Source organism: Lacimicrobium sp. SS2-24 (genome assembly GCF_002201535.1).
Lineage (GTDB): Bacteria > Pseudomonadota > Gammaproteobacteria > Enterobacterales > Alteromonadaceae > Lacimicrobium.
On the sequence record NZ_NIWW01000008.1, the window covers coordinates 144271 to 163125 of the forward strand.

Consider the following 18855-nt stretch of genomic DNA (forward strand, 5'->3'; position numbering starts at 1 on the left):
GTTTGCATCCATACCAAGAACGGGTGTAGTATGTTTTGGCATACCTATAACAAGATCTGGAAACTATGCTCAACAGACTTCAAGAATCCGATATCAAGCTCCTGCGGGTATTTTACGCGGTAGCCTCCTGCAACGGTTTCACTGCCGCTGAACCAGTGCTGCGAATGCAACGCCCCAATATCAGTGCCGCCATTAAAAAACTTGAAGAGCGCCTTGATCTTGTTCTGTGTCACCGTGGGCGCGGTGGGTTTCAGATGACCAAAGAAGGCGAAGTGGTATTCCAGGAAACCAAACGCATCTTTAATGCCTTCGATAACTTTGTGTTCAATCTCAAGAGTCTGCACGATGACTTTTCCGGTCATATCACACTGGTACTGATGTCCAGTTTACCCCTGCGTTTGTCTCAGGCGGTAAGTAAAGCGGTTAAAAGTACCATGCAGAAGTTTGATGATATTCACTTTAATATCCAGACGCGCCTGTACAATGAAATTGAGCATGTGGCGCTATCCGGCGAGTGTCATCTGGTGGTCTCCAGCTATGATATGGTTAAGCCTGAATCACTGGTGTTCCATCCCCTGGGGGTCAGTAACACAGGACATTTGTATTGCCATGAATCTCATCCGCTGGCCAAGTACACAGAGGGGTTTCCCGATTCGGTGCGGCTTGAAGACTATGCTTCTGTGGGGATCACGGGACTGTCGTCATCCAATTATGTGAATGAGCAGCAGCGCATGGCGATTCACACCTTCTCCGATTCCTATGAATCTTGTCTTTCTGCGGTGCTGACCGGTAATTACCTGGGATTGTTGCCCGATGCGCTGGTGCAGAGTCATGCACCGGGACTGGGTCTGGTGGCCATTGGCGGCGATGCCTTTCGCTTTAGCCATGAATTCTTTGCCATCAATGGAAAAAACACCATTCTCAATCCGGTGTTGAAACACTGTATTCGTGAACTGAACTACTTCGCACAGCAAGAATAACCTAATCGGCGTAGCCCGGTGTTCGCACCTTTATGGCGGAATGCTTATGATGCTTTACTGCGGGTGAGGTAGGCATCCAGTTTGTTGGCAAAGGCTTGCTTGTCAGACTGGCTGAGTGGCGGGGGACCGCCAGTTTGCACACCACTGGCCCGCATGGTGTCCATAAAATCACGAATGTTAAGGCGCTGGCGTACATTGCTTTTGTCCAGCCACTCTCCTCGCGGACTCAATACTAAGGCATCTTTCTCGATCACCTCGGCAGCCAGCGGAATGTCACTGGTAATGATTAAATCACCGGCTTGAGTCCGACGAACGATTTCATCATCCGCCACATCAAACCCCGAGGATACCTGCATTGAGCGTACGAAGCGTCCGGGTGGGGTGCGCATTGGCTGATTCGCCACCAAAATAGTGTCTGTTTGCGTCCGCTCCGCCGCCCTGAACAGGATTTCTTTTATGGCCACAGGGCAGGCGTCGGCATCAACCCAGATTGTCATGACACACCTTACTGATCATTTTCTTATCTTACTCCTGTTCATCGTCAATGCAGATGCAGTCGCGTCCCTGCTTTTTCGCCCGATAGAGGGCTTTATCTGCTCTTTCAAAGCAATTTGTCATTGCCTCACCGGCCTGTAAGCGGGCGATCCCAAAGCTGCAGGTCACCGGTTTATCCACAGAGAATGTCGTGGCGCGAATGCGCCCTGCTATGCGTTTTGCCAGCTCATAAGCATCGTCAAGGCAGTCCTGCTGGCTGAGGATCACAAACTCTTCTCCTCCCCAACGGCCCACCACATCCTGTTCCCGGACACACTGGCACAAAATGGAGGACAATTCCTGTAGCACGCTATCACCGCTATTATGGCCATATTGGTCATTAATTTCTTTAAAATGATCGATATCCAAAAGGATAAGGCTGCAGCGCTGTTCGGCGCTGTTGCTGCGATTATCGGGTTTGAGGTGGGCGCTGAAAAAGTGGCGGTTATATAATTTGGTCAGTGGATCATGATTGGAGAGGAACTCCAGCTCCTTATTGGAATCTTCCAGCTCTGCTTTAAGTGCTTCCAGCTGACTGTTCTTAACTTCCAGCTTGCGGTTGTAGCGACGAATCAGCAGGTTCCAGGAAGCCAACAAACCAATGATCACAAGCGTAAAGAATGCCAGTTGCCAGGCAAGGGTATAGTTGTGGTTTTCGATGACGCGAATATTATTCCATTTTTTCTGTATTGCCAGGTGATCGGCTTCGCTCAGTTCGCTCAATGCCTTGTTAATTTTGGGCAGCAGACCCGCCAAAGAGGGAATGACCGCCATTCTCAGTTCATCCTGAGGCCATGCCCAGCCATTGATCTTGAGATCCAGCAGCGCCTGTTGCTGCACATAAGCGTTGACTGAATACAGCGAGCCGACGAATATTTCAGCCTCCCCTTCAGCTACCGCCATCAGACCCGCTTTTTCGCTCTCAACTTCAACCACATTCAGAGTGGGAAAGTGGCGTTCCAAATACTCTAACAGACGGTAGCCTCGGGGAATGGCGACACGCCGCTCACCAACTTGTTCAAACCCCTGTAAAAAAGGTTCGCTGCGGCGGGAAACCAGTACATTGGGCGCATAAAAATACACATCACTGAAGGCTAAAAACGTTTGTCGCTGTGGGCTTTTGTTGAGCATTGGAGAGAGATGACAGGACCCTTCACGGAGCAATCTGAGGGTTTCACGCCAGGATTGCGTGGGCTTGAACTGCAGATTGAGTCCACTGCGTTCGGCTAACCTTTGTACATAGCCTGAGGACATGCCGATGTGTTGTCCCTGTTCAATGGCCTCATAGGGTAGCCAATCAGGATCGATGCAATAGGTTATAACGCTTGGCGTGCGGCTGATTGTTTGGGCATCATCCCCTTCGGGTGTCGAATGTGCCTGCTGGTAAGGCATCAGGTACAGGCAAGCCAACAACAACACGTTGTAGGTTAGGGCGGCGATCCGGTTAAGCGCTTTCACAGTTTCGCTTACTTTCTCGCAGAACAGAGCACATCTGGTTATCAGGCATGTCGATGTTATTCAGCGTTTTTCTTTAGTGTGTGATCTAAGTCATTATCAATCAAGTCTTTTGCCTGAGTTAAGGCAGCATAAGTCACTGAAGTCGTGTATCTGCGGTATGGCGGTGGTACCTGGACTATGGCAAACTGACGCCATTATGGCAGTTTATGCTGCCTGTAAAAACAAGATTAAAAACCATAACAATAATTAAGGGAGAGCCTCCGGTGAGTACAACTAACTGGACCAGTCGCGCACTGGATAAGATTGAGCGGGTGGGTAACAAACTGCCGGATCCGGCAGTAATATTTCTGATCAGTCTGATCATTGTATGGGTGCTGTCTGCACTGTTGTCAGGCAGCAGCTTCAGTGCCATAGACCCAAGAACCGATGCGCCGGTGGTGGTTAATAACCTGCTTACCGGCGCGAGCCTGGCTGACTTCTTGTCCCGCATGGTGACCATTTTCACTGGATTTGCCCCCTTAGGCGTGGTGTTAGTGGCCATGCTGGGTGTGGGTGTGGCGGAGCACTCGGGTTTTATCAATGCCGGCCTTAAACGTATGCTCGACTCCACGCCCAAGATGTTGCTCACGCCGTCTATTATTCTGGTGGCGATTGTCAGTCATACCGCCACAGACGCCGGTTATGTGCTGGTTATTCCCCTTGCCGGTGTAATTTTCTATGCAATGGGCCGCCACCCTTTGGCGGGGATCGCGGCGGCGTTTGCTGGCGTGAGCGGTGGATTCAGTGCCAACTTTGTGCCGTCGGCTATCGATCCTTTGCTACAGAGCTTTACCCAAAGCGCCGCACAGATTATTGACCCGAATATTCAGATCAATCCCCTGAACAACTGGTTTTTCACCGGTGCCTCCAGCATATTGATTATTTTATTGGGCTGGTGGCTGACGGATAAGGTGATTGAGCCCAGATTAAAAGATACGCCAGTGGACGGAGATCCGGATGAGATCCCTAAGTTTGATGAACTTGGGAAAAAAGAACTCACCGCCCTGCGTTTTGCCGGGCTCACTATGCTGATAGGCATTGTGTTACTGGTTATGGCAGTATGGCCAGAAGATTCCGCCCTGCGTGCACCGGATGGCAAGCTGGCGTCTTTTTCTGCGCCGTTGATGCACAGTATCGTTCCTCTTATTTTCCTGCTTTTTATCCTGCCAGGAGTGGTGTATGGGTATCTGGCCGGGACCTTTAAATCCAGTAAAGATGTGATTGGCGCGATGAGTAAATCCATGGGCAGCATGAGTTACTATGTTGTCATGGCGTTCTTCTGCGCCTTATTCATCGATGCCTTCGGTAAATCTAACCTTGGGGCTTTACTGGCCATCGAGGGCGCACAGCTGCTCAAGACGCTGCAGCTACCGAGTATGGTGACCATTGTCGGTCTGGTATTTCTGACCGCCTTTGTGAACCTGTTTGTGGGTTCCGCTTCGGCAAAATGGGCATTGCTGGGACCCATCTTTGTGCCCATGCTGATGCAGTTGAATATCTCTCCGGACCTGACGCAGGCGGCATACCGTCTGGGGGACTCTTCATCCAACATCATTACCCCGCTGATGCCATACTTTCCGCTGGTAGTGGTGTACTGTCAGCGTTATGTGAAAAGTACCGGGATTGGCACCTTGTTGTCGCTGATGTTGCCCTTTTCAATCTGTATTATCATCGCATGGACGGCATTCCTGTTGATTTACTGGGCGTTGGGTATTCCTTTAGGGATACAGGCCAGCTATGTGTATCCGGCTCCCTGAGTTACCTGCTGATGGAGGCTGATAATGGGTCAGCCTCCTGACATTACCGATATACTGCATCAATTACTGTGTGAGCATCCGCAGGGGATCAGTGAACACGCCTTAATCACCCGCCTGCAACAACCCGAATACGGCGTACTGAGCGAGAAGGTGAATTTTTCCGATTCGCTCAGTTTGTTTCAGGCCCATTTCTACCTCTTTAATCAGCTTTACCAGTTGCGTCAGCAACTGCGTGCCGAACAATTGGCTGATCTGGCTATCAGCGCACTCTCTATCCGTCTGTTGCCATATAGTCAGGGTAAAGCGGGGCTCACTGACACCGATTCACTGGCTGACTACTATCTGGATTGGAACCAGTTTGAAAAGACCGGCACAGATGATGTCAATGCATTGCTTAACGATTTCTGGTTGCGAATGGCCGGTCAGATCAGTGAGCAGGAGCGCACTGAGGCGTTATCAGTCCTTGAACTGCCGGGCAATGCCACGCAGGCACAAATACGCAGGCAGTACCGCATTCTGATCCATCGTCATCATCCGGATAAAGGTGGTGATGCCGCAATCACCCAGCAACTTAACAACGCTTACCGGAAACTGATGTGAGTCGTGCGCCACAGGGAGTACAGGCCCTGCATTGAGGTAATATTTACTGGCGATTCAGGAACAATACTTGCCAATCAGTTTGCGTGATGATAAAAAGTCAATCCCTTGTATATATTTAAACGAGAAATGAAAGTAAAGAAAACGTTACGGAGCTTGCTGAAGACGTCCCGATACCGCTGATCTTTCCTCACCACTTTTCCAAGTCGGTGTCATACTTTCTGTTGTCATCCTTTATTTATTTTCCAATTACAATTCAGGTAGTGTTGTTATGTTAAAAGACGCCATTAATAATGTTCACGTGTCCGGTGAACAAGTACTGATTACGCCGGATGAGCTGGCGCAGGCGTTGCCGGTCAGTGAATCCGCGCTGAATATCATTCAGCAATCCCGTTCCACCATTGCAGATATCATTCATCGTCGCGACCACCGTTTGCTGGTTGTCAGCGGGCCTTGTTCTATTCATGATGTGGAAGCCGCAAAAGAGTATGCACTCAAGCTTAAAGAGCTGCACGAAGAGACGAAAGACAGTCTGTACATTGTGATGCGGGTCTATTTTGAAAAACCCAGAACCACGGTAGGTTGGAAGGGCCTGATCAATGATCCCCATCTTGATGGCAGTTTCGATATTGAGACCGGACTGCGTAAAGCCAGAGAATTGTTGATCTGGCTGTCAGAGTTGCAGTTACCCGTGGCAACAGAAGCCTTAGATCCAATCAGTCCGCAATATTTGTCTGAACTGTTTTCCTGGGCAGCCATCGGTGCCAGGACATCGGAGTCGCAGACTCATCGCGAGATGGCCAGTGGCTTATCCATGCCTGTAGGATTTAAAAATGGCACCGATGGTAGCCTGGATATTCCTATTAACGCGCTCAAATCCGCGGCTTCCGGTCACAGCTTTATGGGCATCAATAAGCAGGGGCAGGTGAGTATGATTCAAACTCAGGGGAATCCTGATGGTCATATTATTCTGCGCGGCGGCAAGCAGCCTAACTATGATTCTGTCTGCGTTGCCGAATGTGAAGAAGAGATGCAAAAAGCTGGCCTTAGCGCTGGACTGGTGGTGGATTGCAGTCATGCCAATTCTAATAAGGACTACCGTCGGCAGCCACTGGTGGCGGCAAATGTCATGAACCAGATCCTCGAAGGTAACCAGTCAATTATTGGTATTATGCTGGAGAGTCACCTGCATGAAGGAAACCAAAGCAGCGAGAGCAAGCAACTGAAGGATTTACAGTATGGGGTGTCCATTACGGATGCCTGTATTGACTGGCAAACCACCTCACAGTTACTCAAGAAAGTGCGTGATAAGCTGATCACCGTGTTACCCATGCGAATGAAAAAAATGGAGCGGGCGGTATAACCATGAGCTCGGATACAGATCCTCTTTCTGGCTTGCGTCAGCAAATCGATGAGCTGGACAGTCAGCTGGTCGCCTTGCTGGGTAAACGTCTTGCTGTGACCAAACAAGTGGGCGAGATAAAAAGTCGCGTGGGATTACCGATTTACGTCCCTGATCGCGAAGCGCAGCTGCTGCAAAAGCGTCGAGCAGAAGCCGAAGAATTAGGCCTTTCAGGAGATTTGATAGAGGACCTGCTGCGCCGCATCATGCGCGAGTCTTATCAGACCCAGCATGTGCGTTATCAGTGCACCAACCCCAACCTTGGCAAGGTGGTCGTGGTGGGTGGGCGCGGTGCGCTGGGCTCGGTATTTACTGAGATGTTTGAGCGCAGCGGTTACCAGGTCTGCGTGCTGGAAAAAGAGGACTGGGAGTCGGCGCCATCCATTCTGGCCGATGCGGGTATGGTGTTGATTTCTGTGCCGATGAAGCTCACCGAACACATCATTCGCAGCCTGCCGCCATTGCCCAAAGACTGCTTGCTGGTTGATATTACCAGTACCAAGACTGGCCCACTAACGGCAATGTTAGACAAACATCCTGGCGCCGTGCTGGGTCTGCATCCGATGTTTGGACCGGATGTCTCCAGTCTGGTCAAGCAAGTGGTGGTGGTATGCGAGGGGCGATACCCCCAGCGCTACCAGTGGTTGTTAGAACAGATGCGCAGTTGGGGTGCCATTCTCAATACCTCCACGGCAAAAGAACACGATGATGCCATGGCGTTTATTCAGGTGATGCGGCATTTCTGCTCTTTTGTGTACGGGGCGCACCTCGCCGGAGAGAATCCGCCGCTGGAGAAATTGATCCAGTTCAGCTCGCCTATCTACCGTTTGGAACTGGCTATGGTGGGCAGACTCTTTGCTCAGTCACCGGATCTGTATGCTGACATTATTTTTAACAGTAAAGAGAGTGTGGCGTTGTTGCGGCGTTTTCAGCAGCGTTTCAATGCGGCCCTTGAGGTGTTAGAAGGGGGCGATAAGGGTGCCTTTATTAAGGAGTTCTTTCATATTGGCCAATGGTTTGGCGATTTCGCTAAGAAAAGTCTGGTAGAGAGCAAGAAGCTGTTGCTCAAGGCTGATGATGACAGGGCGTGATGCCATCAAAGAGGGAAAACCCTCTTTGATGGGGCTCCTGCTCAGTCTTTATCTACCTGAGACTGGTTGTAATTCTCAATGCCCAATTGCTCGATGAGCAGCAACTGGGTCTCCAGCCAATCCACTTGCTCTTCTTCCTTATCCAGCGCCTTGCTGAGTAAATCCCGACTGACATAATCCTGAATCGATTCGGCATAGTCGATGGCTTTGCGTAAGGTCGTCAGGGCGTGTTGCTCAATGTTCATGTCACATTTGAGCATCTCCTGAGTATCTTCACCAATATGCAGTTTCCCCAGGTCCTGCAGGTTAGGCATGCCGTCAAGAAAGAGAATGCGTTCCATGAGATCGTCCGCCAGTTTCATTTCGCAGATGGAATGTTGATATTCTTTGCTGGCCAGCTTGTTTAATCCCCAGTTCTTAAAAATCCGTGAGTGGAGAAAATATTGATTGATGGCAACCAGCTGGTCGCCGAGCACCTTATTCAGATGTTTGATGAGATCTTTGTTACCTTTCATTATTTTACCTTCAATGGCGTTTGTGGGTAAGTATAGAGAACTCTGATGCAGCTGTCTTGGGAAGAAGGTCAGGGCGTCTGGGCTGAGCGAGAGAGGAGGGTCAGCTCACTTCTTTGAATAATGATTCATCAATAATGGTGTTATCGATTACCTGTTGCGCTAATTGCACACATTTACCGCATTGACTGCCGACGCCGAGTTGTTTTCTTAACTCACGCATGGTGCCGATTCCCTGTTCACGAACCGCGCTGGCAATGTGTTTATCGGTAATGCCGTGGCAAAGACACACAAACATAAATCATTCTCCTTTGTCAGTGTTAATGATAATAATTGTTATTTGGCTTTCAGGCAACAGGATTGTGCAATTTTTTATCGTTTGAGTGTGTACGAGAGTTTTTTCATTAATTCCTGAACTTTTCCCTTGGATTTGTCTCTGGCGCCCATACTTAGATACATCCTAGAGTTTATTTTCGGTGGCTGGCATGGCTCAGCTACCAGTTCTACAACCAAGAAAACGGAGAAAATGATGAGTGTATTAGTTGGTCGTCCCGCCCCAGACTTTACCGCTGCCGCCGTTCTCGGCAACGGTGAGATTGTCGAAAACTTCAACCTCAAGGAAAACATTAAAGGGAAGAAAGCGGTCATTTTCTTCTATCCGCTGGATTTCACTTTTGTTTGTCCTTCAGAACTGATCGCCTTTGATAAGCGCTACGATGAGTTTAAGAAGCGCGGTGTAGAAGTTATCGGTGTATCTATCGATTCTCACTTCAGCCACAATGCATGGCGCAACACGGCCGTAAACGACGGCGGTATTGGTGCAGTGAAATATCCTTTGGTTGCTGATATTAAGCACGAAATTTGTCAGTCCTTTGATGTTGAACACCCAGAAGCGGGTGTTGCATTGCGTGGTTCTTTCCTGATCGATGAAGAAGGTGTGGTGCGCCACCAGGTGGTTAACGATCTCCCTCTGGGCCGTAACGTTGATGAAATGCTGCGTATGGTTGACGCGCTGAACTTCCATGAAGAACATGGTGAAGTCTGCCCGGCCGGCTGGCAGGAAGGCAAAGATGGTATGCAGGCCAGCCCTGAAGGTGTCGCCAAGTACCTTTCTGAACACAGCACTGAACTTTAAGTCTTGCTGACTGAAAAGCCGCGAGAGATTCGCGGCTTTTTTATATCCAGGGACGGATGGTATGCCGGGATAGTCGGGAACGTTTTCCCGGCGATATCCAAGGACGGATGGTATGCCGGGATTGTTGGGAACGTTTTCCCGGCGATATCCAGGGATGGATGGTATGCCGGGATAGTCGGGGTCTGATTCATGGGTGCGCCAGCGTGATGGAGTGACTGGAAACAGCATTGATGTGCTGTCAAAAGCTTGAATTCCTGTCACGGGTGCCCATATTCCGACCAGGTCGGTATCTAAACAGAGGCTATATGGCATCGATGCCAGTTTATTACAGCGTTACGTCTCGGAACTGTTGCTGGTACAGCCGTAGTCGCTCATATATCCTCTGTTTAGGCACCTCTAACTCTTTGATCATGTAAGGAATCCTATGATCTCAGTAACCAAACTCACAAAAATATTTGGTGATTTCAAAGCCGTCGACAATCTGTCGTTTGAAATCAGAGCGGGCGACGTGGTGGGGTTCTTAGGCCCCAACGGCGCGGGTAAATCGACGACCATGAAGATGCTCACCGGGTTTCTTCCCCCCAGCAGTGGTGAGATTCGCATCAGTGATATGTCCATGGAGCAGTCCAGTAAGGCGATACAAAAGCAGATCGGCTATCTGCCGGAAGGGGCGCCTGCCTATGGGGATATGAATGTTGTCGAGTTTCTCAGCTTTATTGCCGATATCCGAGGACTCAAAGGACAACTCAAGCATAAACGCATGGAAGAGGTGGTCAGGCAGGTGCAGCTCGAAGAGGTGCTCAGGCGTCCTGTTGAGAATCTCTCAAAAGGGTTTAAACGGCGCGTCGGACTGGCACAGGCGATTATCCATGATCCTGATATCCTGATTCTGGACGAGCCTACAGATGGTCTGGACCCGAATCAGAAACATCAGGTGCGGGAGCTGATCAAGCATTTCTCAAAAGACAAGATCGTGATTATCTCCACGCATATCCTGGAGGAGGTGACGGCAGTGTGCAACCGGGCCATGATCATTGCCGCCGGACGCATGCTGTTTGATGCCAGTCCAGCCGATTTGCAAAAGAAATCCCGTTACTATCAGGCCATCAGCCTGCATTTTACTCAGCTTACTGATATTTCCGGACTGGCCGAGCTGCCCGGGGTAGCGGATATGGAAGTAGACCGGCATAACGGCCGCGTGACACTTTTTCCTGAAGGTGAACAGGATTTGATGCCGGTGGTCTCTGCGTATATTCGCGATCGTGGCTTACAGGTTGACACCCTGTATCAGGAACAAGGCCGTCTGGATGATGTGTTCAGACAAATGACTGAAGAGGTAACTGCATAATGGGCAACGTATTGACCATATTCCGGCGGGAGTTTCTGAGCTTTTTCGCCACCCCTGTCGCGTATGTTTTTATTCTGATTTTTCTGATGCTCAGTGGCGTGTTCAGCTTTTACATTGGCAATTTGTACGAGCGCGGACAGGCCGATCTGTTGCCGTTCTTTAATTTCCATCCATGGCTTTATCTGTTCCTGGTACCTGCCATAGCCATGCGAAGTTGGTCAGAAGAGCGCAAAAGCGGCACGATTGAGCTGCTGATGACCCTGCCGGTGAGTATATTCGAAATCATGCTGGGGAAATTCCTCGCCGCATGGCTGGTGCTGGGACTGTCACTGGCCCTGACGTTTCCGCTGTGGCTAACGGTTAATTATCTAGGCAGCCCGGATAACGGCATTATTGTTGCCGCCTATCTCGGCAGCTGGCTGATGGCAGGCGCATTTCTGGCCATTGGTATCTGCATGTCAGCCTTGACCAAAAGTCAGGTGGTTGCCTTCATTCTGGCTGTGGTGGTGTGCTTTATCTTTGTTTTAAGCGGCAGCAGCATTGTTCTGGATGCATTTACCGGATGGTTGTCTCCGCTGTTACTGGACACTCTCGCCTCACTCAGTTTTCTCACCCATTTTGAATCCATGGCCAAAGGGGTGATTGCGCTGGATGATGTCGGCTACTTTGTGATTGTCATTGGTATCTGGCTCTATGCAGGCTTGCTTGCGGTTGAACAGAAAAAAGCGGAGTAAGACAGGATGATAAATAAGCTTTCTTCGATACTGGCGGCACTACTGTTACTGCTGGTATTTTTTGTACTGGTGCTGCTGAATAATCAGCTACTGGATGGCGTCAGGGTGGATCTGACCGAGGATAAGGTGTACTCGCTGTCCGACGGCAGTAAGCAAATTCTCAGGGAACTGGATGAGCCTATCCATTTGTACTTTTTTTATTCGGATAAGACCTCCAAAGGGATGACCAATCTGCGCAATTACGCGAGCCGGGTAGAGAGCCTGCTGGAAGAATACAGCAGCATTGCCGGAGGCAAGCTGATTCTGCATAAGGTTGATCCGGAGCCCTTCTCAGAGGCGGAAGACCAGGCCAATCAGTTTGGTCTTACCGCTGCCTCCATCGGCGCGGCAGGCGATGCCATTTATCTTGGGCTGGCGGCACGAAATGCCTACGATGATGAAAAGGTGATACCGTTTTTTGACCCGCAGAAAGAAAGCACACTGGAGTATGAGTTGAGTAAGCTCATTTATCAGCTCAGCGATCCTCAGCAAGTGAAGGTGACGTTGATCACCGATCTTTCTGTGCAAGGGGGGCAAAACCCCATGACTGGACGTTTCGAGCAGCCTTGGACCAGTGTGACCCAGTTGCAGCAACTGTACGAGGTGGAAACACTGGGGCTGGATGCCACTGCGGTGCCGGACGATACCAATGTGCTGATGCTGGTGCACCCTCAGAATGTCAGTGAGAGCCTGTTATTCAGTATCGACCAGTATCTGCTGAGTGGCGGGAAAGCACTGGTTTTCCTTGACCCCCATCATGAGTCCGATCCGATGGCGGCAATGGGTGGTGCAAACAGTTCTGACCTGCAAAGGCTACTGGATGCCTGGGGAGTCACCTTTTCTGCCACTGACGTTGTGCTGGATGCGGCAACAGGGCTGGAAATTCGGACGCAGACCGGAACAACCCGTCATTTAGGTTTTCTGGGGCTGGGGGCAGAGCAGATGGCAGATGATGATGTCATCACCCGTGATCTGGATATGATCAACGGGGCCTCCTTCGGACATCTGACTCATGATGATGCGGTGCAAACGGCATGGCAGCCATTGTTACAGTCTTCTGAGTCAGGGGCGCTTACCGACAGTAACCGCTATGCCATGATTCGCGATGTCAGCCAACTCGATGCAGATTTTGCCCAGGCTCAGCAACATGTGTTAGCCGCACGTTTGTCGGGCCCGGCGCGCTCAGCATTTGAAACGGTGCCTGAGGGAGTAGAAGAGGGCTCACACCGACAGCAAACGGACAGCCTGAACCTGATTTTGGTGGCGGATACCGATTTGCTGACAGACAGGTTCTGGGTCAGCCAGTCCAACTTTTTTGGGCAAACCATTTATACCCCGTTTGCTAACAATGGTGACTTCCTGACCAATGCTGTTGAAAACCTGAGTGGTAGTGAGGCGTTGATCAGTATCCGCAGTCGTGGCACCTTCTCGCGACCTTTTGAAGTGGTTGAGGCGCTCACTGTCAAGGCTGAGCAATCTTTCCGAGAGCAAGAGAAACGCTTGCAGCAACAGCTGGATGAAACGGAGCAGCAACTGGCGCAATTACAGGAGCAGGGCGGTGATTCCGGTGCTCTGGTGTTGTCGCAATCGCAGCAACAGATGCTGGAAGAATTTATGCAGCAGAAAATTGATATTCGCAAAGCCTTGCGGGATGTCAGGCATCAACTGGATAAGGACATTGAGCAGCTGGGAACCCTGCTTAAATTTATCAATATTGCGCTGGCGCCGATCTTACTCGTGTTGATCTTAAGCGCCATGTTTCGTCTGCTCAGGACCGCCAAAGGGAGAAGTCTGTGATGCAAAAACACCTGTTTTCCTTGTTACTCATTGGATTGTTGGGGCTACTGGCAGGTTATCTGCTTATTAATGCTCAGAATAACCAGGCTGAATTGCAAAGTGGGCCTTTGCTACCGGAGTTAGAAGAGGCCGCGGCTAACGTGGATAAAATGGTTCTGCTCACCGCAGGTGGTGAAAAAATCGAAGTGTTGCGGGATGGGGATTCGTGGCTGATGAGCAGTCACGGATACTATCCGGTATCCACACAGAAGCTTGCCGATTTGCTGCAGGATGTGGTGGATGCCCGAAAACTGCAGCCCAAAACACAGCGTCAGGAGCAGTTGTACCGGCTCGGACTGGCGTCCTCTGAGCAGGGCGAACCGGCAGAACTGACCCTCTATACCAAAACGTCAGACTGGAAGATTCTGGTGGGCAATAAACCCTCCAGTGGTCTTGGACATTATGTGCGTTTTGCCGACAGCACCCAGGCCTGGTTAATCGATCAGACCTTATCCGTTCCGGTCAGTGCTCAGGACTGGATGCGTCAGCCTATTCTGGACATGGGGGTATCTTCGGTACTCAGCATTCGCCGCAATGACGGTACTCCGTGGAAAGTGACGCGGGATACTGCCGAAGGTGAGTTTGTGCTGGAGCAAAGAGATGCTGACGAGCCACTGCGTTATGAAGGGGTGCTGCAAAACTATGTCAGCACACTCATGGGACTCAATTTTGAGGAGCGCGTGGACGCGGAACAGGGATTCTGGGACAGCCTTAATCCGGCTGCTGACTTTACTATTGAACTGGAGGACGGAAGGCAGATTTCACTCGCCCTGGCAAAGGCTGAGGAACAGTACTACGTCTCTTATTCGCTGGAAAGCGGAACGGCCTACTGGCAAAACAGTTTCTATCAGATCTCAGGGTTTTCAGCGGGCCAGTTGCTGAAAGGCCAGGCCGACTTTATGGCCGAGGAAAACCCGTCCCAGGAGAAGTTGCCGGTAAACAGTCCTTCGCAATAGCGAGGGGCTGCGTCCGCCCAGGGGAAGCTTAGCGACGCAGGCAGTGATCAAGCTTTTCTTGCAGATGCTCACTGCCCAGCGCCCGAGCTTTGGCGATATTGCGGCGTGGAATATTCTCTGGCTGGCGATAGTGGCTGATGGCTTTTTCCACTTCACTTTCCCTGAGCAGGTGCAACACCGGCAAAGGCGCTCGATTGGTATAGTTTGAAGGGTCGTTGGCAGGCTCACCGTCAAACTGATAATGAGGATGAAAGCTGGCCAACTGGAACTGGCCACGCAGCCCCTGCTTGTCCAAACAGGCGTCAGCCTGGGCCACCAGATCCAGATAACGATGAAAATCAGCAAAACCCCGGGCTAGTATGAGCAAAGTGTTGGCGATTTCCGGCGTCGACTGCAGATAGTCAATTTCGGTCTCGAAATCCTTCAGCACCTGTTTGGCTTTTTGGCCATAACTGACGGTATATCGTGTGCGATCCAGCTCTGCTTTGGCGAAAGGACAGAAGTTAAAGCCGACAACCACTTCCTCAACCCAGCGCTTGACCGGTTCAATGTAATCGGCGTGTTGATCCACGAGGCTGATCAGCTATGAAAATTAACGTAAGCTTCAAGGGTATTTTCTATCAGGCTGGCAACGGTCATCGGACCCACCCCACCTGGTACCGGCGTGATCCATCCTGCTCGTGATGAGGCGGCGTCAAAGGCCACGTCTCCTACCAGCGTGCCGTCATCCTGGCGATTAATACCCACATCAATAACGGTTGCCCCCGGTTTAATCCATTCCCCCGGAATAAACTCAGGTTTACCCACAGCAACGACTAACAGATCAGCGCGTTCCACATGGCTTTGTAAATCCCGCGTGAACTTATGGCATACGGTTGTGGTACAACCGGCCAGCAAAAGTTCCAGAGACATGGGGCGGCCAACGATGTTGGATGCACCGACAATCACAGCATCCAGTCCTTTAACCGGTCTGCGTGTTGATTCGATCATTTTCATGATCCCTTTGGGCGTGCAGGGGCGCAGAGAAGGAATGCGCTGAGCCAGACGTCCAATATTATAAGGATGAAAGCCATCCACATCTTTACTGGGGTGAATCCGCTCCAGAATCGCTTCCGCATTCAGACCTGCTGGCAAAGGCAGTTGCACCAGAATACCGTCCACAGATTTATCCGCATTAAGCTCATCAATCAGATCCAGCAGTTGCTGTTCTGTTGTTCGAGCCGGTAAATCATAGGAACGCGAGACAAAGCCTACTTCTTCACAGGCGTTGCGTTTACTGCCCACATAGACCTGAGAGGCTGCGTCGCTGCCTACCAGGATCACGGCCAGTCCTGGAGCCCGTTTACCAGCATCTTTAATAGCCTTTACCTGACTGGCGACTTTCTGACGAACCTGTTGAGCAATGAGTTTTCCATTAATGAGCTGTGCTGACATGTTTTTGATCTGTATTTAGGGAAGTGTGCTGATTGAATAATATTGTCCCATGAACCCTGCGACAGGGCAATTCTGTGACCGTTTCAGAACCACCAGTGACATTCAATGCCTGATAGTGGATGAAAAATTTAGTCAGTAAGATGTCTTATCAGGTTCTGTTGTCTCTATATTGCTGTGATTTGGGTGAGGGCTAACGTGGATGCGTGTTTCTGTTGGTGATAACAATTCAGGTTGTATTTGTTGGTTAATTCACCGAGACGCTGGAATTTTAGGCATCTGCACTTTAGCATGTGAAAAAGTGTTTGACGCTCTCATACCAAGCCGGTAATATTCGCGCCCCGTAGCAGACACGAAGTTGCTACGAGCAAGAATCGGTGAGTAGCGCAGCTTGGTAGCGCACTTGTTTTGGGTACAAGGGGTCGCAGGTTCAAATCCTGTCTCACCGACCAATTCTTGCTCCGGGTTCGAAAAGCGCCCGTAGCTCAGCTGGATAGAGCAACGGCCTTCTAAGCCGTGGGTCGCAGGTTCGAATCCTGCCGGGCGCGCCAGCGGACCAGGCAGTGTAACTCAGAATTGGCCACAGAAACTGTTGGCAAATATCTACTCAGTGGTGGGCGTAGCTCAGTTGGTAGAGCCCCGGATTGTGATTCCGGTTGTCGTGGGTTCAAGTCCCATCGTCCACCCCATTCTCTTATTTTCTCTCTTATTGCGCTTTATTCTGAATACCTCGTTATCGCCTCAATATTCATGCTTGTTTTCACTGGAATTAGTCGGCCTGTACCGGTATAATGCTGCGTCTTTTTATCAGGCCCTAAATTCACCCGTCAAAATTTGCCCCATGGTTACAGTGTGAGCTGAGTCTGGTGCGAGAGATTGGGGTGATATTACATAAAGCCGAACAGGCAAAGTTGAGGTAGAAGAATGCAAGTTTCAGTTGAGACGACTCAAGGTTTAGAACGCCGTCTTACCATTACCGTACCGGCAGAGAAAGTCGATACGGCCGTGAAATCACGTTTACAACAATTAGCTAAAACCCAACGTATTAATGGTTTCCGTCCTGGTAAAGTGCCTGTGAACGTGATTAAAAAACGTTTTGGGCAAGCAGTGCGCCAGGAAGTGGCGGGTGAAGTGATGCAGCGCAACTTCTATGAAGCGGTAGTGCAGGAAAAACTGAATCCTGCCGGCATGCCTGCTTTTGAATTGCAAAAAGACACGGATGGAGAAGACTTAGAGTTTGTTGCTTCTTTTGAAGTGTATCCTGACGTTGAAATCAAAGATCTGGACAAGATCAAAGTAGAGAAGCCGGTTGTTGAGATCACAGATAAAGATCTGGATAACATGATGGATACTCTGCGTAAGCAGCATGCCAACTGGAAAGAAGGTAAGCGCAAAGCCAAGAAAGAAGACCGTGTGACCATCGATTTTGTTGGCACAATTGACGGTGAAGAATTCGAAGGCGGAAAAGCAGAAGATTTTCAGCTTGAACTCGGTAAAGGCAGCATGATCCCCGGTTTTGAAGACCCCATCGTTGGTCACAAGCCCGGTGAAGAAGTGATCGCCGATGTTACCTTCCCTGAAGATTACCATGCCGATAAGCTCAAAGGTAAGGAAGCGCAGTTCAAGATCACCATCAAGAAAGTTGAAGGTCTGGACCTGCCGAAAGTTGATGATGAATTTGCCAAACTGTTCGGTGTAGAAGATGGCGGCGTTGAAGCATTGCGTGACGAAGTGCGCAAGAACATGCAGCGTGAACTGGAACAGACACTGAAAAACCAGGTGAAAGAGCAAGTGATCAATGGTCTGGTTGAAAGCAACCAGATTGACCTGCCCAAAGCGCTTGTGGACCAGGAAGTGAATCAGTTGCGCCAGCAGGCATTGCAGCGTTTTGGCAACCAGCAGCAAGGCAATATGCCTGAACTGCCGGCAGAGTTATTTGAAGAAAATGCGCGTCGCCGGGTTTCTGTTGGGCTGTTGCTGGGTGAAGTGATCAAGCAAAAAGAGCTGAAAGTCGACGAAGGTAAAGTACAGTCTTTGATCGAGACCACAGCCTCTGCGTATGAAGATCCAGAAGAAGTGATCAACTATTACAAGAGCAACAAGGAACTGATGCAGCAAATGCAGAACCTGGCGCTGGAAGAACAGGCGGTAGAAAGCTTGCTGGCTGATGCCAAGGTAAAAGAAGTTAAGAAGAAATTTGACGACATTATGAACAAGCAAGCCTGATTTCGCGCTTGCTCGTTGACTTAGTCTGTCAGCACCTGATTAAATGCCCGGTACATACCGGGCATTTTTTATTTCTGCAGGGATGAAACTCCAGCCGCAAACACAGGACGTGCACAGGCGTCAAACAGTGAGACGATTAACATGATGGATAAGTCTTTAGAAACTATGAATTCTCTTGTTCCAATGGTGGTTGAGCAAACTTCCAAAGGAGAGCGTTCCTACGATATCTTTTCCCGCCTGCTGAAAGAGCGTGTGATCTTTTTAGTTGGCCAGGTAGAGGATCATATGGCCAACCTTATCGTGGCGCAGATGCTGTTCCTCGAGTCTGAAAATCCTGATAAAGATATCTTTTTGTATATCAATTCTCCCGGCGGTTCGGTTACAGCCGGCATGGCCATCTATGATACGATGAATTTTATCAAGCCGGATATTAGTACGGTGTGTGTCGGGCAGGCCGCCAGTATGGGTGCCTTCTTGTTATCAGGTGGCGCGAAGGGCAAGCGCTATTGTTTGCCAAATTCCCGGGTGATGATTCATCAACCCCTGGGCGGATTTCAGGGACAGGCATCGGATTTTGAAATTCATGCCAAAGAAATTCTGTCTGTTAAAGAGAAGCTGAATCGCTTGCTGGCTGAGCATACCGGGCAGGACTATGAGACAGTCGCTCGCGATACAGACAGAGATAACTTTTTGAGCGCCACATCGGCCAAAGAGTATGGTTTGGTGGACGAAGTGCTCAACAGCAGGTTAGATGCGCATAAGCAAAAGTAGGTCAGGATT

The 18855-nt window shown here is 50.0% G+C and carries 18 protein-coding genes and 3 tRNA genes; 15 read left to right on the top strand and 6 right to left on the bottom strand.

Going from position 1 to position 18855, the window contains the following annotated elements; all coding sequences use genetic code 11:
- Window positions 1-65 precede the first annotated feature (65 nt).
- On the top strand, window positions 66-980 hold the full coding sequence (locus CCY32_RS13920) for a LysR family transcriptional regulator (RefSeq protein ID WP_088331711.1): 915 nt from the start codon (window positions 66-68) through the stop codon (window positions 978-980).
- Between the two features lie 44 nt (window positions 981-1024).
- Here CCY32_RS13920 and CCY32_RS13925 read toward each other — a convergent pair whose 3' ends face one another.
- Window positions 1025-1477, bottom strand: a complete 453-nt coding sequence (locus tag CCY32_RS13925) for a YaiI/YqxD family protein (protein ID WP_088331713.1) — start codon at window positions 1475-1477, stop codon at window positions 1025-1027.
- A gap of 28 nt (window positions 1478-1505) precedes the next feature.
- Window positions 1506-2972: a diguanylate cyclase gene (locus CCY32_RS13930; RefSeq protein WP_088331715.1), complete on the bottom strand. Its 1467-nt coding sequence runs from the start codon at window positions 2970-2972 to the stop codon at window positions 1506-1508.
- A 263-nt stretch (window positions 2973-3235) separates the two neighbouring features.
- On the opposite strand from CCY32_RS13930, the gene CCY32_RS13935 reads away from it, so the two are divergent.
- From CCY32_RS13935 to tyrA, 4 genes are all read left to right on the top strand, one after another.
- On the top strand, window positions 3236-4768 hold the full coding sequence (locus CCY32_RS13935) for an AbgT family transporter (RefSeq protein WP_246840625.1): 1533 nt from the start codon (window positions 3236-3238) through the stop codon (window positions 4766-4768).
- A gap of 24 nt (window positions 4769-4792) precedes the next feature.
- Window positions 4793-5368, top strand: a complete 576-nt coding sequence (locus CCY32_RS13940; protein ID WP_088331719.1) for a DNA-J related domain-containing protein — start codon at window positions 4793-4795, stop codon at window positions 5366-5368.
- Between the two features lie 268 nt (window positions 5369-5636).
- Complete coding sequence (locus tag CCY32_RS13945; protein ID WP_088331721.1) at window positions 5637-6728, top strand: 3-deoxy-7-phosphoheptulonate synthase; 1092 nt, start codon at window positions 5637-5639, stop codon at window positions 6726-6728.
- A 2-nt stretch (window positions 6729-6730) separates the two neighbouring features.
- Entirely contained in the window at window positions 6731-7858 is a 1128-nt protein-coding gene (gene tyrA, locus CCY32_RS13950) for a bifunctional chorismate mutase/prephenate dehydrogenase (protein ID WP_088331723.1), read from the top strand.
- A gap of 41 nt (window positions 7859-7899) precedes the next feature.
- On the opposite strand, the gene bfr is transcribed toward tyrA, so the two are convergent.
- Window positions 7900-8373 carry a bacterioferritin gene (gene bfr, locus CCY32_RS13955; protein ID WP_088331725.1) on the bottom strand — a complete coding sequence of 158 codons (474 nt, stop codon included), beginning with the start codon at window positions 8371-8373 and terminating at the stop codon, window positions 7900-7902.
- A 100-nt stretch (window positions 8374-8473) separates the two neighbouring features.
- The gene (locus CCY32_RS13960; RefSeq protein WP_088331727.1) at window positions 8474-8668 is read right to left on the bottom strand and encodes a bacterioferritin-associated ferredoxin; all 195 of its coding nucleotides are present in this window, start codon (window positions 8666-8668) and stop codon (window positions 8474-8476) included.
- A gap of 231 nt (window positions 8669-8899) precedes the next feature.
- Between CCY32_RS13960 and CCY32_RS13965 the strand changes: the two genes are divergently transcribed.
- The 5 genes from CCY32_RS13965 to CCY32_RS13985 all read left to right on the top strand — a co-directional run bounded on the left by CCY32_RS13965 (window position 8900) and on the right by CCY32_RS13985 (window position 14418).
- Window positions 8900-9505: a peroxiredoxin C gene (locus CCY32_RS13965; RefSeq protein ID WP_088331729.1), complete on the top strand. Its 606-nt coding sequence runs from the start codon at window positions 8900-8902 to the stop codon at window positions 9503-9505.
- A gap of 424 nt (window positions 9506-9929) precedes the next feature.
- A complete protein-coding gene (locus tag CCY32_RS13970) occupies window positions 9930-10853 on the top strand; it encodes an ATP-binding cassette domain-containing protein (protein WP_088331731.1) in 924 nt (307 codons plus the stop codon).
- Window positions 10853-11587, top strand: a complete 735-nt coding sequence (locus CCY32_RS13975) for an ABC transporter permease subunit (protein ID WP_088331733.1) — start codon at window positions 10853-10855, stop codon at window positions 11585-11587. The genes CCY32_RS13970 and CCY32_RS13975 overlap by 1 nt, the downstream gene beginning before the upstream one ends.
- Before the next feature lie 6 nt (window positions 11588-11593).
- Entirely contained in the window at window positions 11594-13423 is a 1830-nt protein-coding gene (locus CCY32_RS13980) for a Gldg family protein (protein WP_088331735.1), read from the top strand.
- Complete coding sequence (locus CCY32_RS13985) at window positions 13423-14418, top strand: DUF4340 domain-containing protein (RefSeq protein ID WP_088331737.1); 996 nt, start codon at window positions 13423-13425, stop codon at window positions 14416-14418. The genes CCY32_RS13980 and CCY32_RS13985 overlap by 1 nt, the downstream gene beginning before the upstream one ends.
- 28 nt (window positions 14419-14446) lie before the next feature.
- Here the strand turns inward: CCY32_RS13985 and CCY32_RS13990 are convergent, their stop codons facing one another.
- Window positions 14447-14989, bottom strand: coding sequence for a DUF1415 domain-containing protein (locus tag CCY32_RS13990; RefSeq protein ID WP_088331739.1), 543 nt, complete (start codon window positions 14987-14989; stop codon window positions 14447-14449).
- Between the two features lie 8 nt (window positions 14990-14997).
- On the bottom strand, window positions 14998-15852 hold the full coding sequence (folD, locus tag CCY32_RS13995; RefSeq protein WP_088331740.1) for a bifunctional methylenetetrahydrofolate dehydrogenase/methenyltetrahydrofolate cyclohydrolase FolD: 855 nt from the start codon (window positions 15850-15852) through the stop codon (window positions 14998-15000).
- Window positions 15853-16224: 372 nt separating this feature from the next.
- Between folD and CCY32_RS14000 the strand changes: the two genes are divergently transcribed.
- From CCY32_RS14000 to clpP, 5 genes are all read left to right on the top strand, one after another.
- Window positions 16225-16301, top strand: a tRNA-Pro gene (locus CCY32_RS14000).
- Window positions 16302-16323: 22 nt separating this feature from the next.
- Window positions 16324-16400, top strand: a tRNA-Arg gene (locus CCY32_RS14005).
- A gap of 62 nt (window positions 16401-16462) precedes the next feature.
- Window positions 16463-16538: transfer RNA gene (locus CCY32_RS14010), tRNA-His, on the top strand.
- 235 nt (window positions 16539-16773) lie between these two features.
- A complete protein-coding gene (gene tig, locus CCY32_RS14015; protein ID WP_088331741.1) occupies window positions 16774-18075 on the top strand; it encodes a trigger factor in 1302 nt (433 codons plus the stop codon).
- Between the two features lie 141 nt (window positions 18076-18216).
- A complete protein-coding gene (gene clpP, locus CCY32_RS14020; RefSeq protein ID WP_088331742.1) occupies window positions 18217-18846 on the top strand; it encodes an ATP-dependent Clp endopeptidase proteolytic subunit ClpP in 630 nt (209 codons plus the stop codon).
- Window positions 18847-18855: the final 9 nt, after the last annotated feature.

What these genes read in the sequence shown, in the direction of transcription:
- CCY32_RS13960 (WP_088331727.1), bottom strand. Translation starts at nt 8,668, where the DNA reads ATGTTTGTGTGTCTTTGCCACGGCATTACCGATAAACACATTGCCAGC.
- tyrA (WP_088331723.1), top strand. Translation starts at nt 6,731, where the DNA reads ATGAGCTCGGATACAGATCCTCTTTCTGGCTTGCGTCAGCAAATCGAT.
- clpP (WP_088331742.1), top strand. Translation starts at nt 18,217, where the DNA reads ATGATGGATAAGTCTTTAGAAACTATGAATTCTCTTGTTCCAATGGTG.
- CCY32_RS13925 (WP_088331713.1), bottom strand. Translation starts at nt 1,477, where the DNA reads ATGACAATCTGGGTTGATGCCGACGCCTGCCCTGTGGCCATAAAAGAA.
- CCY32_RS13940 (WP_088331719.1), top strand. Translation starts at nt 4,793, where the DNA reads ATGGGTCAGCCTCCTGACATTACCGATATACTGCATCAATTACTGTGT.
- CCY32_RS13975 (WP_088331733.1), top strand. Translation starts at nt 10,853, where the DNA reads ATGGGCAACGTATTGACCATATTCCGGCGGGAGTTTCTGAGCTTTTTC.
- CCY32_RS13945 (WP_088331721.1), top strand. Translation starts at nt 5,637, where the DNA reads ATGTTAAAAGACGCCATTAATAATGTTCACGTGTCCGGTGAACAAGTA.
- CCY32_RS13920 (WP_088331711.1), top strand. Translation starts at nt 66, where the DNA reads ATGCTCAACAGACTTCAAGAATCCGATATCAAGCTCCTGCGGGTATTT.
- CCY32_RS13970 (WP_088331731.1), top strand. Translation starts at nt 9,930, where the DNA reads ATGATCTCAGTAACCAAACTCACAAAAATATTTGGTGATTTCAAAGCC.
- CCY32_RS13985 (WP_088331737.1), top strand. Translation starts at nt 13,423, where the DNA reads ATGCAAAAACACCTGTTTTCCTTGTTACTCATTGGATTGTTGGGGCTA.
- folD (WP_088331740.1), bottom strand. Translation starts at nt 15,852, where the DNA reads ATGTCAGCACAGCTCATTAATGGAAAACTCATTGCTCAACAGGTTCGT.
- CCY32_RS13965 (WP_088331729.1), top strand. Translation starts at nt 8,900, where the DNA reads ATGAGTGTATTAGTTGGTCGTCCCGCCCCAGACTTTACCGCTGCCGCC.
- tig (WP_088331741.1), top strand. Translation starts at nt 16,774, where the DNA reads ATGCAAGTTTCAGTTGAGACGACTCAAGGTTTAGAACGCCGTCTTACC.
- CCY32_RS13980 (WP_088331735.1), top strand. Translation starts at nt 11,594, where the DNA reads ATGATAAATAAGCTTTCTTCGATACTGGCGGCACTACTGTTACTGCTG.
- bfr (WP_088331725.1), bottom strand. Translation starts at nt 8,373, where the DNA reads ATGAAAGGTAACAAAGATCTCATCAAACATCTGAATAAGGTGCTCGGC.